We start from the raw sequence: 13,725 nt of genomic DNA on the forward strand, positions 1-13,725 counted from the left end.
GCTTCAGATCACCAAGATACCGGCTCTCCAGCATGCCTGCTGCACTCTTGTTGGACTAAATCCATTAAGATTAAGCCGGTCTTGCTGCACGTCCACTCGCCCTCTTTTAACGCGAAATGAAAACCGCCACCTTTTGACGCGACCCAAATTTCTTGCATCGGCTCTTGACGGTTAATGATGATCTGGCTGCCATCGTCAAATTCGAGTGTCATCACATTGCCGACACTCTCATAATCGATGTCGGCGCCTGAGTCATCGATACCTTCTTCGATGGCCTGCATTTGCAAATCGACTAGCTGATGATATTCCGTTGTATTCATCCCGTTATATCCTATTGCTTTTCATGGTTGTGATGCGATTATAGAGGGCATTGACTCGATAATCACTGGCATTCACTATGCGAAAACTCGTCATTTTATTGATACTCACGAGCATCATGACACTGACCGGCTGTGGCCAACAAGGGCCCCTGCATTATCCGGACGAACAACCGACGCAAAATCAATAACCCACGACAACAGGGACGAACACCTTGGATTACTTTAATTATCAGGACGACGGCCAGCTATGGGCCGAATCATTGCCATTGGCTCAGCTTGCCAACGATTACGGCACGCCATTATATGTGTACTCGCGCGCGACCTTGGAGCGTCATTGGCATGCTTTTGATTGTGCCGTGGGCGATCATCCACATCTTGTATGCTATGCCGTGAAAGCGAACTCAAATATTGGCGTATTAGATATTCTGGCACGGCAAGGATCGGGTTTTGATATTGTGTCGCAAGGTGAATTGGAACGCGTCTTGGTTGCAGGCGGCGATCCGGCGAAGGTCGTATTTTCAGGAGTGGGTAAAACGGCGGTTGAAATGCGGCGAGCGCTGGAAGTGGGGATAAAATGTTTCAATGTCGAATCACACTCTGAGCTTGACCGCTTAAACCAAGTGGCGGGCGAACTGGGTGTCGAGGCGCCAATCTCTCTGCGCATTAATCCGGATGTTGATGCCAATACGCACCCTTATATTTCCACGGGCCTTAAAGAAAACAAATTTGGCATTGCTTTCGGGGAAGCGCTAAATAGTTTTCGCTATGCTGCCAGTTTGCCCCATCTGAAGGTGGAAGGTATTGATTGCCATATCGGTTCGCAGCTAACGGATCTGACCCCCTTTATTGAGTCCACAGACCGTCTGTTGGCCTTAATTGATACTTTGGCGCAAGAAGGCATTCAGATTCGCCACCTTGATGTTGGTGGCGGCCTCGGGGTGACCTACAGTGATGAAAAACCACCGCAGCCTTCGGAATATGCCAAAGCGCTGCTGGCGCGTTTGGATAAGCATCGCCATCTTGAGCTGATTTTTGAGCCAGGCCGTGCCATTGCTGCTAATGCCGGCGTCTTGCTCACCAAGGTGGAATTTCTTAAACACAGCGAACATAAGAATTTTGCCATTATTGATGCCGGTATGAACGACTTAATTCGTCCTTCCTTGTATCAAGCTTACCAAGAAATTATTCCGGTGGTGCCGCGTCAAGGAGAGCCCAAAACCTACGATTTAGTGGGTCCGGTGTGCGAAACCGGAGATTATTTAGGTAAGAATCGCTCGCTAGTATTAGCCCCAGATGATTTGTTGGCGGTGCGTTCAGCGGGTGCGTATGGCTTTGTGATGGCCTCTAACTATAATTCGCGCTGTCGTCCTGCCGAAATCGTTGTCGATGGTGAACACGCATACTTAGTGCGTGAGCGTGAAAGCTTGGCGTCACTGTGGCAGCTTGAAAAGCGCCTACCAGAATAAGGATTGGCATGCAGATACAGTTTGCAAAAATGCACGGACTGGGCAACGACTTTATGGTGGTTGACTGTGTTACACAAAATGCGTTTTTCTCCCCGGATCTTATCCGGCGTTTAGCCGATCGTCATCGGGGTATCGGCTTTGATCAACTACTGGTGGTGGAGCCGCCTTATGATCCGGAAACCGACTTTCACTATCGGATTTTTAATCCTGATGCGTCTGAAGTTGCCCAATGTGGCAATGGCGCGCGTTGTTTTGCCCGTTTTGTGCGCATGAAAGGGCTCACTAATAAATATCAAGTTAATGTCAGCACCCAAGCGGGAAAAATGCGGCTACATATTGAGAACGACAACCAGGTGCGGGTGAATATGGGCGAGCCTATTTTCACGCCGGGCAAGATCCCGTTTCGGGCTAATTCACAAGAAAAGACCTATTTGATGCGCGTAGCGGAACAGACTTTATTTGTCGGGGCCGTGAGCATGGGAAACCCACATGTCGTCACAGTGGTCGATGATATTGATTCGGCGGATGTCGAGACGCTGGGGCCGCTACTCGAAAATCATGAGCGCTTTCCCGAGCGTGTGAATGCCGGCTTTATGCAGATCCTTTCTCGTAATGCGATTAAGCTTCGGGTGTATGAGCGCGGCGCCGGAGAGACTCAGGCTTGCGGCAGTGGCGCTTGTGCCGCGGTAGCGGTAGGGATCGATCAAGGGTTGTTGGATGAGCAAGTCACCGTCACGCTACCGGGTGGGGATTTACGGATTCTCTGGCGTGGTCCAGGCCAGCCTTTATCGATGACCGGGCCTGCAACACATGTATATGATGGACAATTGCAATTATGAATCACGGGATAGACGCTACCACATTGGAAACCATGCCGTTGAGCGAGGATGCGGTAGCCGAGTATTTAACTGATAATCCTGACTTTTTTTTGCGTCAGCGTGATTTGCTGGCGCGGTTAACCATCCCGCACGCTGAACAAGGGGCAGTCTCCTTGGTCGAAATTCAGCTCAAGCGCTTGCGTGAGCGCGTCGCAGAGTTAGAAGAAGACATTACCCAGCTGATGAGTCTCGGTGCCAAAAACGATCGCTTATTCCGTGCGTTTGCTGAGACGCATCAAGCACTACTTCGCACGAATCAGCCGCACGACGTGCAAAAAATATTACAGACGCTCAGTGCGCAATTACAGCTCAACGTCAGTGTCTGTGTTTATCACGATATTGCGGGGATGACGGCCATTCCTCGTCAAGCGGTGGATCAACTGAAAAACCATCACTTTGCCGGACGCCGTTGCTATTTGGGCCGTTTGCGCCGAGTCGATGCCGAAGTGGTGATGGCACAGCCACCGGAACTGGGGTCATTTGCCTTGGTGCCAATTAAAGGTGAGGGCAAAGAGTGGGGACTACTGAGCTTTGCCAGTGCAGATGGCGGGCACTTCCAGCCGGATATGGATACGCTGTTTCTTGAGCAGCTGGCTTCGCATTTAGCCATTTTATGCAGCCAGTGGGCGCAAAAAGGTGAGAGCCAGTGACCGACGAGACACCTCGCGAACCTGCCAGCGCACCGCGCTCACTGACGGTGCCTTTGGACCGTTTTTATCAATATCAGCTGAGCGAGCGTGGTCTCAGTGCGCATACCCAGCGTAATTATCAGCGCCAGTTAGATAAAATTGTCGACTTTCTGACCGCGCGCGGCATCGCTCACTGGACCGATGTTGATGCTGACTGGGTGCGACAAATTTCGAGCCAAGCCAAACGTGATGGGCTGAAACCGGGCAGTATTGCTTTACGTTTGTCCGCGCTGCGTAGCTTTTTCGACTATCTGGTGCAAGACGGACAGCTTGCCGCCAATCCTGCCAAAGGGGTCTCGGCGCCGAAACAAGGCCGTCATCTTCCGAAAAATTTGGATGTGGATGAAATGCATCAGCTGCTCGAAGTGGACGAAGACGATCCTTTGTCGGTGCGTGATCGGGCGATGATGGAACTGATGTATGGCGCGGGACTACGTTTGGCCGAGCTGGTGGATCTTAACGTCCGTGATGTCTCAGTACGCAAAGGGGATTTACGTGTCATCGGTAAAGGAGAAAAAGAGCGCATTGTGCCTTTTTCCGGCATGGCAAAAACCTGGGTGATGAACTGGCTCAAAGTCCGTAATCAGCTCCTCAAAGGCCCAGAAGACGCGCTGTTTATTTCTAAGCTCGGCCAGCGTATCTCGCATCGGAGCGTGCAAAAACGCATGGCAGAGTGGGGGCAAAAGCAGTCGGTCAATAGTCATATTAATCCCCATAAATTGCGCCACAGTTTTGCCACCCATATGTTGGAATCTTCGGGGGATCTGCGTGCAGTGCAAGAGCTGCTCGGCCATGCCGATTTGAGCACCACACAAATTTATACCCACTTAGATTTTCAACACTTGGCGAAAGTGTACGATGCCGCGCATCCCAGAGCGCGCAAATCAGGTCCAGATAAAAAAACGAACTCGGAGTCGTGATATGAAATTTTATCGTCGCTTACAGGCGTTTGATGCGGTGAGTTTTGACTTGGATGACACCTTGTACGATAACTGGCCGGTGATCGCACGCGCCGAAGCGGCGTTAACTGACTACTTGCGCGAGCATTGTCCGCCAATTGCCGCGCTTGATAATGTGACGATGGCGGGGTTTCGTCGCCAAGCGCGTGACCAGAACCCAGCACAACGCTTTAATGTGACCGCGATGCGGGTTGCCCAGCTGACGCTTGCCGCTGAGCATGTTGGCTTCACGGCCGAGCAAGCGCGCGTCCAAGCCCAAGCGGCCACGACCTTCTTCTGCGGTTATCGCAGTGATTTTACTCCGCCGGCACAAAGTTTGGCTTACTTAAAAGCCTGGTCCGAGACGCTGCCATTGGTGGCGATCACCAATGGCAACGTCGACACCGATGCGATTGGAATGACGCCGTTTTTCCAGCATATTTTCCGTGCCGGTGAACACGGCGCGGCCAAGCCAAGCCCTGAGATGTTTGCTCAAGCCGCGCAGGCCTTGGGCCTCGCCCCAGCGCGCATTCTACATGTCGGTGATCATTTAAGCTCGGATGTTGCCGGCGCGCGTCAAGCGGGCATGCAAGCATGCTGGATTCGCCCAGAGCGGCAATCACCCATGATGCACAAAGGGCGCACCTTGCCGGATGTGGCGATCGATGATTTATCTGAACTCGATAGCTTAATTCAGCAGTGGCACCGTTAGGCCGCGATACTGTTATGCGATATTACGCATAGCTCAGATATTACTCATAGCTCCGATATTACTCATAGCTCCGATATTACTCATAGTACTGATATTTCCACCATTCACTCGGTTGAAGCGCTGATCGTTATCGGGCGCGCAATTTAGCGCTGAGCTGGTATAATCGCCAACCAGTGTATAAATACCCAGTAAAATGGCAGGTGGCGATGGACGTATCAACTCTTCTTGACGGACTCAACGACAAACAGCGTGACGCCGTAGCCGCGCCGCTTGGCAACCATTTAGTGCTTGCCGGGGCCGGTAGTGGTAAAACCCGGGTGCTGGTTCATCGTATGGCTTGGCTAATGCGGGTGGAAGAGGCGTCGCCGTTCTCGGTGATGGCGGTGACCTTCACCAATAAAGCAGCAGCCGAAATGCGTGGCCGTATTGAGCAATTGATGCAAGGCACCGCCTCGGGCATGTGGTGTGGTACCTTCCACGGTATTTGTCATCGTATTCTCCGTGCCCACTATTTGGACGCCAACCTGCCACAAGACTTCCAAATTCTTGATTCAGACGACCAGCAGCGCTTGCTACGCCGGTTAATTAAAGCGCAAAACTTGGATGAAAAACACTGGCCCGCCAAGCAAGCGAGTTGGTACATCAATGGCAAAAAAGATGAAGGCTTGCGTCCCAAGCACATTGATACCCGCCATGATCCGGTTGAAAGCACTTGGCTACGGATTTATCAGGCGTATCAAGAAGCCTGTGATCGCGCCGGTTTGGTCGATTTTGCCGAGATCTTGCTGCGAACCTTAGAGTTATTGCGCGATAAAGCGGTGATCCGTGATCATTACCAAGCACGTTTCCAGCATATTTTGGTGGATGAATTCCAAGATACCAACAACATCCAATATGCGTGGCTACGCATGATGGCCGGTCAACAGGCTAGAGTGATGATTGTCGGCGATGACGACCAATCCATTTACGGCTGGCGTGGCGCGAAAGTCGAAAATATTCAGCGTTTTCTTGACGATTTCACCACCCCGCAGACTATCCGTTTGGAGCAAAACTACCGCTCGACCAGTACGATTTTGCAAGCGGCGAACACCCTGATTGAAAACAACGCCGACCGGATGGGCAAAAGCCTGTGGACCGAGGGCAAAGAGGGCGAGCCTATTTCGGTGTATGCCGGGTTTAATGAGTTAGATGAAGCGCGCTTTGTCGTCGGGAAAATTAAAACCTGGCAAGACGAAGGGGGCGTACTGAGTGACAGCGCCATTTTATACCGCAACAACGCCCAATCCCGGGTGCTGGAAGAAGCCTTAATTCAAGCCGGCTTGCCTTATCGTATTTACGGTGGCATGCGCTTTTTCGAGCGTCAGGAAATCAAAGATGCATTGGCGTATTTACGTTTGATGGCGAATCGCAATGACGATGCGGCGTTTGAGCGGGTGGTAAACACGCCCACTCGAGGGATTGGTGATCGCACTCTTGAGACGCTTCGTGGTGCGGCGCGCGATCGTGGCCAAACCTTATGGCACACTGCCGAGCAAATCTTGGCCGAAAAAGCGCTGGCAGGGCGTGCGGCCAATGCATTGGGCCGGTTTATCGAGCTGGTCAATGCGCTAGAAGATGACACCCGTGACATGGCACTGTATCAACAAACCGATGCCGTGATCCGTTACTCCGGCTTGCGCGCCATGTACGAGCAAGAAAAAGGTGAAAAAGCGCAAGCACGCGTTGATAACTTGGAAGAGTTGGTGACGGCCACGCGCCAATTTACGCCACCCGAAGAGGCGGAAGCGGAAGGGATGACACCGCTGTCGGCATTCTTGGCCCACGCCGCCCTTGAGGCCGGTGAAGGTCAAGCGGACGAGTTTGATGACGCGGTCCAATTGATGACCTTGCACAGTGCCAAAGGTCTCGAGTTCCCCTTAGTCTTTATGGTCGGAGTGGAAGAGGGCATGTTCCCCAGCCAGATGTCAGCCGAAGAAGCGGGTCGCCTAGAAGAAGAGCGTCGTCTTTGCTATGTCGGCATGACGCGAGCGATGGATAAACTCTATCTGACCTACGCAGAAATGCGCCGTGTGTACGGCAAAGACATGTTCCATAAGATCTCGCGCTTTATTCGTGAGCTGCCCGAGGCCTGCTTGGAAGAAGTGCGGATGCGTGCCAATGTCTCACGCCCTGCTGCAAGCGGTGGTCGTTTTTCCAAAACGCAGACTCAGGAGAACTTTAACCAAACCGGGTTTAGTTTGGGTCAGCGGGTGCAACACCCTAAATTTGGTGAAGGCACCATCATCAACTTTGAAGGCAGTGGCGGACAAAGCCGCGTGCAAGTCGCCTTTAATGGGGAAGGGATTAAGTGGTTGGTAACTCAGTACGCCAAACTGGAAGCGCTTTAATCCCCGCTGCTTAACGCCAAAAAACGTAACATACGCCCAGCCTTGGCTGGGCGTATTGGTATTGACTCGATTGCCTGCATTTTTTCAGCCGCGGCGTTAGCCGAACACGCCGGCTTGCCAAACGACCGCGCCACCTAACAGCAAAAACAACAGCGCACACAGGCCATCGATAACTGGGGCGACCTTGGTGAGCACTTGCTGTACGCGACTCCCTGATAGCAGCCAGGCGAGTGACGAAAACCAGCCTAATGAGAGTAGGAACACCACCGCCACGGCCATGGCTTTGCCACTGGCAGACATGCTGGCCGGCACCAAGGTACTCATCAACGAAATAAAAAACACCAAGGCTTTTGGGTTGAAAAGGTTGGTCAGTACCCCTTTCCAAAAGGCCTGTTTTTGGCCGCGTACCGCAGGCGCATCATTGGTGGTTTGCGCCGGCGCTGTGGTGGCGGCGAGCAAGCCTTTAATGGCGCTAAGGCCTAAATACATCAGCACACTGCCTCCTGCCACTTGCACCCACATAAACAGTTGCGGGTGCTGATGCACCAACAGGCTGATGCCGGTAATGCTCAGTATTGTGTGCGCCAAAATACTGAGCGATAACCCCAGTGCAATCGCCAAGCCAGTGGCACGGCCATAACGGGTCGCATTTTGGAGCACCAAGGCAAAGTCGGGCCCGGGGCTGAGTAGCGCAATCATATGTACCCCCGCCAGCGTGGCGAGAATAGTCAGCTCGTTCATTCTGGTTTTCCTGTTGATAACGCGGCACGTTTAATGTTGGTGACTTGATGTCGTTTGTTCTGATAGGCATCAACGCTAAATATCGCCAAGGCGGCCCAAATAAAGCCGAACGTCGTGGCCTTGTCGAGGGTGAAAGGTTCGTCATACAAGCCGACGGCGAGTAAAAACATTAAGCTTGGGCCGATGTATTGGAAAAAGCCTAATACCGTTAAAGGTAAGCGGGTGGCGGCGCCGGTAAAGCACAGTAAAGGTATCGTGGTGATCAAGCCGGCAGCGGCCAGTAGCATATTTAGACTGATGGGATTATCGAGCAGGTTAGCGCTAGGTGTATCGGCAAACTGCCATAGATAAATCAGCGCAACGGGCAAGAGTGTGCAGGTTTCCACAAACAACCCTGGTACCGCAGGGAGATTGATTTTTTTGCGCAGTAAGCCGTAAATCGCAAAGCTGGTGGCCAGCACCAGGGCTATCCAAGGCAGTGAGCCAAAGGTAATCAATTGTACCAATACCCCCACCAACGCTAGCGCGGCGGCAAGCCATTGTAGACGACGGAAACGCTCACCAAGAAAGATCATCCCCAGCGCCACATTCACCAGTGGATTAATGTAGTAGCCAAGGCTGGCATCTAGCATGCGATTATTGACAATCGCCCAGATAAAAATCAGCCAATTACAGCCAATAAAGCAAGAGGTGAGCATCAACATCAACAGCTTTTTCGGCTCGCGGATAATCGGTTTAAGCTGATAAAAACGACGGGTAAAAAACAGCAGCAATGCCAAAAAGACAAACGACCAAATAATCCGATGCGACAAGATTTCTGGCGCCGGAATATGGTTGACCGTTTTAAAGTATATAGGGGCAATTCCCCACATAATGTAAGCTGCAAGGGCTAATAGCACGCCTTGGCGGGCGCGTTTCGGATCTGGAATCACGGTGCTTTCTCGTTATGGGTATCGATAAGGAATGAACGCGTATTCATGCATGTTGACTAGATGTAACAAGTTGTAAGCACCGGCGCAAGCACCTTTCTTAGTGCTCAGGGTTTCATCAGTCAGAGGGTGTCGGTAGAATGAGCGCCAGTTTGAGTAACGAGCTTGATTATGTCCGCCACCCCCGCTTATGTCGATACACCAACGGCGACCGACGCCGCTACCATTGACCCTGCCACGAGTCCTGCCCACCAGGTACTCAAAGCGGTGTTTGGTTATCATCAATTTCGCGAGGGTCAGCAAGCGGTGATTGACGCAGCGATTGCTGGCCGTGATGCCTTGGTGATTATGCCAACCGGAGGCGGGAAATCACTGTGCTATCAGATCCCTGCGTTGGTACGTACTGGTTTGACCGTGGTGATTTCGCCTTTGATCTCGTTGATGAAAGATCAGGTCGATCAGCTCAATGCCAATGGCGTCACGGCGGCTTGCTTAAACTCGGCGATGACCCCCGAGGCGCAAGCGGAGAGTTTGCGCGCCTTAAACCATGGCGAGGTGAAACTGCTGTACGTGTCGCCTGAGCGTGCCCTGGGCCGTGATTTTCTTCATCGCTTAAGTGATTGGCAACTTGGATTAGTGGCGGTGGATGAAGCGCACTGTATTTCCCAGTGGGGACATGACTTTCGCCGCGAATATGCCTCTTTGGGTCAGCTGAAACAGCATTTCCCCGATGTGCCGGTGATGGCGCTGACGGCGACCGCGGATGCCACCACGCGCGAGGACATTCTATCTCGCCTTACCCTGAACGATCCGCTGGTGCATCTGGGCAGCTTTGATCGCCCGAATATTCGTTACACGCTATTAGAAAAGCATAAACCCTTAGCGCAATTGATACATTTTTTAACTGGCCTACGCGGTCAGTCGGGCATTGTGTATTGCAATAGTCGCAAGCGAGTAGAGCAGGTCGCGCAAAAACTGTGCGACAACAATATGCTCGCCGCTGCTTACCATGCCGGCATGACCACAGAGGCGCGCGGGTCGGTGCAAGAGGCGTTCCAACGTGATGATGTCAATATTGTGGTGGCGACCGTGGCATTTGGCATGGGGATTAATAAGCCCAATGTTCGCTTTGTGGTGCATTACGATGTACCGCGCAATATTGAGTCTTACTATCAAGAAACCGGCCGTGCCGGACGAGACGGACTACCGGCTGAAGCGGTGTTGCTGTATGACCCCTCAGATATGGGGTGGCTTCATCGCTGTTTGGAAGAAAAGCCCGAGGGGCCACAAAAGCAGGTCGAAAGCCATAAACTGACTGCGATGGGCGCGTTTGCCGAAGCGCAAACCTGTCGCCGTTTAGTGCTCCTGAACTACTTTGGCGAAAACCGCCAAACCCCGTGTGGCAACTGTGATATTTGTCTCGACCCACCTACTCACTTCGATGGCACTGAGCAAGCGCAAAAAGCGCTGTCATGCGTCTACCGTGTCAACCAAAGCTTCGGGGTCGGGTATGTGGTTGAAGTGCTGCGCGGAATGCAAAATCAGCGCATTAAAGATCATGGTCACGACAAGCTATCGACCTATGGCATCGGGCGAGAGTGGAGTCATGAATACTGGGTGAGCATTATTCGCCAATTGATCCACCGCGGTTATCTGGTGCAAAACATTGCCCGCAGCTCGGTGTTGCAGTTGACTGAACAAGCGCGGCCACTATTGCGTAGCGAAATGGCGCTTGAATTGGCGGTACCACGTATCGGCCTCAGCCCACGCACCAAAGCCAATAAGCTGAGTCAGCGCCATTACGACAAAAAGCTATTTGCCAAGTTGCGTAAGTTACGTAAAGCGATTGCCGATGAGGAAGATATTCCACCGTATGTGGTGTTTAACGATGCCAGCTTGATGGAAATGGCCGAGATGCTGCCTTCCTCACACGCTGAGCTGTTGGCGGTCAGTGGCGTCGGCCAGCGCAAACTGGAAAAATTCGGCGATGCGTTTTTAGATTTAATTGACGATCACCTTGGCATCAGTGAGTACGGTTATGGTACCGAGTAATTGGCCTTTGATTGAATCAGACTGTGCCTTGGCATTTTCTCAGCCACAGCTTGATGCGGATAATGCTGAGGTTATCTGTCAGCCATTGCTTGACGTGTTACAAGCTCAAGTACTGGAAAGCCAGCAAGACGCCGACATGATGACCTGGCTAATTGACTTTGAAGGCACGCGTCTGATGCTCAAAGCGGCCCATTACACCCAGAGCGTATGGTTGGAGCCATTGGAGAGTGATGGTGATGAAGTGATAGCCTTCTTGCGGCGCTGGTGGATACGTCATCCGCCTCTTTAAATTACACTGGCACCGCCGATTGATTGCTGTATAATTCGCCACCTCGCGCTGCCTGTTGATAGGTAGCTAAGTATTTTGGGTTCCCTCGCCCCCAATAACAAAAAGGTGCACTATGAGCCACTTTTCTCTCGCTCAGCAGCGTAAAGCGCTGAGTTACCTCGTGATATTCCATCTTATCATTATTGCCTCCAGTAATTACTTGGTGCAGATCCCTTTTACCGTTTGGGGTTTCCACACCACCTGGGGAGCGTTTACCTTTCCGTTTATTTTCTTGGCTACCGATCTGACTGTCAGAATTTATGGCCCTGGATTAGCGCGTCGCATCATTTTATTCGTGATGATGCCAGCTTTGCTGATTTCCTATGTGTTATCCGTCTTGTTTTATCAGGGCAGTTACCAAGGATTCGCGGAACTGAGCACGTTTAATCTCACGGTGGCTCGGATTGCGATTGCCAGCTTTATGGCCTATCTGCTGGGTCAGATTTTAGATATTCATGTGTTCAATCGCTTACGCCAGCAGCGCCAATGGTGGGTGGCGCCGAGTTGTTCTACCTTGTTTGGTAATGCCTCAGACACGCTCGCCTTTTTTGCGATTGCGTTCTATCAAAGCCAAGATACCTTTATGGCGGAGCACTGGGTTGAAATTGCCCTGGTCGACTACGCCTTTAAGCTGATTATTAGTTTGGGGCTGTTTATTCCTATGTATGGGGTGTTGCTCAACCTGATTATCCGACGTATCACACAAGTGAGTCCGTCGGGGGCGGTGCAGCAAACGTCCTAATCAGTAGCAGAATAAAGAGTCGCATCGCGGCTCTTTTTTTACGTCAGCTTACCGATTACCGGCTTTATTTTGAGAAGCAGATCAATAAATGTACAGCGAATAAAAAATAAACGTATTTTCTTCTTGATTAACGGTAATGAGAATGGTTATTATTAACTTGCACTCAGGGACATGACACGACGTTCCTGAAGGCACGACATTGCTCACATTGCTTCCAGTGTATTAGCGGGGCGCTTATCAAACAGTGATTAAGTTAGTCCGTTTTTTGCTAGGCGACATCTTTCGGGATGTCGCTTTTTTCTTTTTGGGCGCTGGCTTTTCGAACCAGGAGTGTTGGCGTGATGGCTGTGGGTGCAATAACAGTTTGATGACAGCGAATGAGTCTGAGCACAAGATCAATAAATGAAAAAGATTATCAACTAAGTGTTGAAAATGGTAATGAGAATGGTTATTGTTAACTTGTCTTCAGGGCAAAGCCCACAAGCTAGGCGTTGAAGGCACGACATTGCTCACATTGCTTCCAGTGTATTGGGGCCAGCAAACTGTTACTAGACAGCTTTGTTTTTGCGCTCACTTGTTACAGCGACGCCCACCTCGGCGTCGCTTTTTTCTTTGTGTCTTTCTTTTCCCGTTATTATTTGCTTAGGCGAGCTCAACCAGTTTTTTCACCATCCGATTGATACCACTAGCTGCGTCCGAAACAGACGTTGCTAGCATATAGGCCGGTGTGGATAGCAGATGATGGCGCTGATCCAGCACATAATCCGATACTGGGCAGTCAATATGTTCACCCCCCATACGATTAAAGGCGGCAGCGATATCAGGTTCATTGCCAATGGTGCCTTTTACACCTTTTGGATAGATCTGCGGGATCATGATTGGTGCGATACACATATAACCGGCGGGCTTTTCTGCACGCATAAAAGCTTGGCAAACCGCAAACATATCTTGGTGTACCTGCACCGGATCGCCATTGTAAGCAAAGTCTGACAAGTTCTTGGCCGCACCAAAGCCACCGGGGACCAGTAAGGCGTCGAAGTCATCGACGTTTAAATCGGTAAGCGGAAGAATCTCACCACGAACAATACGGCTGGCTTCGGTGAGCACATTGCGCGTTTCGTTCATCGGCTCACCAGTACGATGATCGATCACATGGTGCTGATCGATATCTGGTGCGAAACACTGCCATTGCGCATCGTTTTGTTCTAGTGCTAGCAGCGATAATACGGTCTCTTGGATCTCTGCGCCGTCAAACACGCCGCAGCCAGATAAGATCACAGCCACCTTTTTCATCACGCTCTCCTTGTATCGAGATTAAAAATATCGCAATCAGTGTGGGCAATGCACAACGATCAACGACGCTAATATAGGCTACGTTTATCAGTGTCGCATTGGTACTGGGTTAGGCGAAAGCTTAGCGAACTTCGGCAATGAAATTGGTGATTATCTCCGCAGTTTATGATGACTTTCTCTGCAACCTTGAGACCCATAGCGATTTCTTTTTCCACACCACAAGATCCTTGTTCGATCAAGATCAGGATCC

At 51.2% G+C, this 13,725-nt stretch carries 14 protein-coding genes; 10 read left to right on the forward strand and 4 right to left on the reverse strand.

Annotation, left to right across the window (positions count from 1 at the left end):
* Positions 1 to 8: 8 nt before the first annotated feature.
* Positions 9 to 320 carry an iron donor protein CyaY gene (cyaY, locus tag BZG78_RS13935; RefSeq protein ID WP_021022161.1) on the reverse strand — a complete coding sequence of 104 codons (312 nt, stop codon included), beginning with the start codon at positions 318 to 320 and terminating at the stop codon, positions 9 to 11.
* A gap of 77 nt (positions 321 to 397) precedes the next feature.
* Between cyaY and BZG78_RS15360 the strand changes: the two genes are divergently transcribed.
* The 7 genes from BZG78_RS15360 to uvrD all read left to right on the forward strand — a co-directional run bounded on the left by BZG78_RS15360 (position 398) and on the right by uvrD (position 7,390).
* Positions 398 to 508 (forward strand): lipoprotein, encoded by a 111-nt coding sequence (locus tag BZG78_RS15360; protein WP_108743392.1) that lies wholly within the window; start codon positions 398 to 400, stop codon positions 506 to 508.
* A 24-nt stretch (positions 509 to 532) separates the two neighbouring features.
* Positions 533 to 1,786, forward strand: a complete 1,254-nt coding sequence (lysA, locus tag BZG78_RS13945) for a diaminopimelate decarboxylase (protein WP_077461693.1) — start codon at positions 533 to 535, stop codon at positions 1,784 to 1,786.
* Positions 1,787 to 1,794: 8 nt separating this feature from the next.
* Positions 1,795 to 2,625 (forward strand): diaminopimelate epimerase, encoded by an 831-nt coding sequence (gene dapF, locus BZG78_RS13950; protein ID WP_077661536.1) that lies wholly within the window; start codon positions 1,795 to 1,797, stop codon positions 2,623 to 2,625.
* A complete protein-coding gene (locus tag BZG78_RS13955; RefSeq protein ID WP_077661537.1) occupies positions 2,622 to 3,314 on the forward strand; it encodes a DUF484 family protein in 693 nt (230 codons plus the stop codon). The genes dapF and BZG78_RS13955 overlap by 4 nt, the downstream gene beginning before the upstream one ends.
* A complete protein-coding gene (gene xerC, locus BZG78_RS13960) occupies positions 3,311 to 4,273 on the forward strand; it encodes a tyrosine recombinase XerC (RefSeq protein ID WP_077661538.1) in 963 nt (320 codons plus the stop codon). Before BZG78_RS13955 ends, xerC begins: the two co-directional genes overlap by 4 nt.
* A 1-nt stretch (position 4,274) precedes the next feature.
* On the forward strand, positions 4,275 to 5,003 hold the full coding sequence (locus BZG78_RS13965; protein ID WP_158011807.1) for an HAD-IA family hydrolase: 729 nt from the start codon (positions 4,275 to 4,277) through the stop codon (positions 5,001 to 5,003).
* Between the two features lie 206 nt (positions 5,004 to 5,209).
* On the forward strand, positions 5,210 to 7,390 hold the full coding sequence (uvrD, locus tag BZG78_RS13970) for a DNA helicase II (RefSeq protein WP_077661540.1): 2,181 nt from the start codon (positions 5,210 to 5,212) through the stop codon (positions 7,388 to 7,390).
* A gap of 96 nt (positions 7,391 to 7,486) precedes the next feature.
* Here uvrD and BZG78_RS13975 read toward each other — a convergent pair whose 3' ends face one another.
* Both BZG78_RS13975 and rarD read right to left on the reverse strand, forming a co-directional pair.
* On the reverse strand, positions 7,487 to 8,131 hold the full coding sequence (locus tag BZG78_RS13975) for a LysE family translocator (RefSeq protein ID WP_077661541.1): 645 nt from the start codon (positions 8,129 to 8,131) through the stop codon (positions 7,487 to 7,489).
* The gene (rarD, locus tag BZG78_RS13980; protein ID WP_174566344.1) at positions 8,128 to 9,063 is read right to left on the reverse strand and encodes an EamA family transporter RarD; all 936 of its coding nucleotides are present in this window, start codon (positions 9,061 to 9,063) and stop codon (positions 8,128 to 8,130) included. Before rarD ends, BZG78_RS13975 begins: the two co-directional genes overlap by 4 nt.
* A 168-nt stretch (positions 9,064 to 9,231) precedes the next feature.
* Between rarD and recQ the strand changes: the two genes are divergently transcribed.
* The 3 genes from recQ (at position 9,232) to BZG78_RS13995 (ending at position 12,182) form a co-directional block, all read left to right on the forward strand.
* Entirely contained in the window at positions 9,232 to 11,112 is a 1,881-nt protein-coding gene (gene recQ / locus BZG78_RS13985; protein ID WP_077661542.1) for an ATP-dependent DNA helicase RecQ, read from the forward strand.
* A complete protein-coding gene (locus BZG78_RS13990) occupies positions 11,099 to 11,401 on the forward strand; it encodes a DUF3630 family protein (RefSeq protein ID WP_077461686.1) in 303 nt (100 codons plus the stop codon). The genes recQ and BZG78_RS13990 overlap by 14 nt, the downstream gene beginning before the upstream one ends.
* Before the next feature lie 112 nt (positions 11,402 to 11,513).
* On the forward strand, positions 11,514 to 12,182 hold the full coding sequence (locus BZG78_RS13995) for a 7-cyano-7-deazaguanine/7-aminomethyl-7-deazaguanine transporter (RefSeq protein WP_077461685.1): 669 nt from the start codon (positions 11,514 to 11,516) through the stop codon (positions 12,180 to 12,182).
* Between the two features lie 642 nt (positions 12,183 to 12,824).
* Here BZG78_RS13995 and elbB read toward each other — a convergent pair.
* Entirely contained in the window at positions 12,825 to 13,475 is a 651-nt protein-coding gene (gene elbB, locus BZG78_RS14000; RefSeq protein WP_021022594.1) for an isoprenoid biosynthesis glyoxalase ElbB, read from the reverse strand.
* Positions 13,476 to 13,725 lie beyond the last annotated feature (250 nt).

The sequence above is a fragment of the Salinivibrio sp. MA351 genome (assembly GCF_001996065.1).
GTDB lineage: Bacteria > Pseudomonadota > Gammaproteobacteria > Enterobacterales > Vibrionaceae > Salinivibrio > Salinivibrio costicola.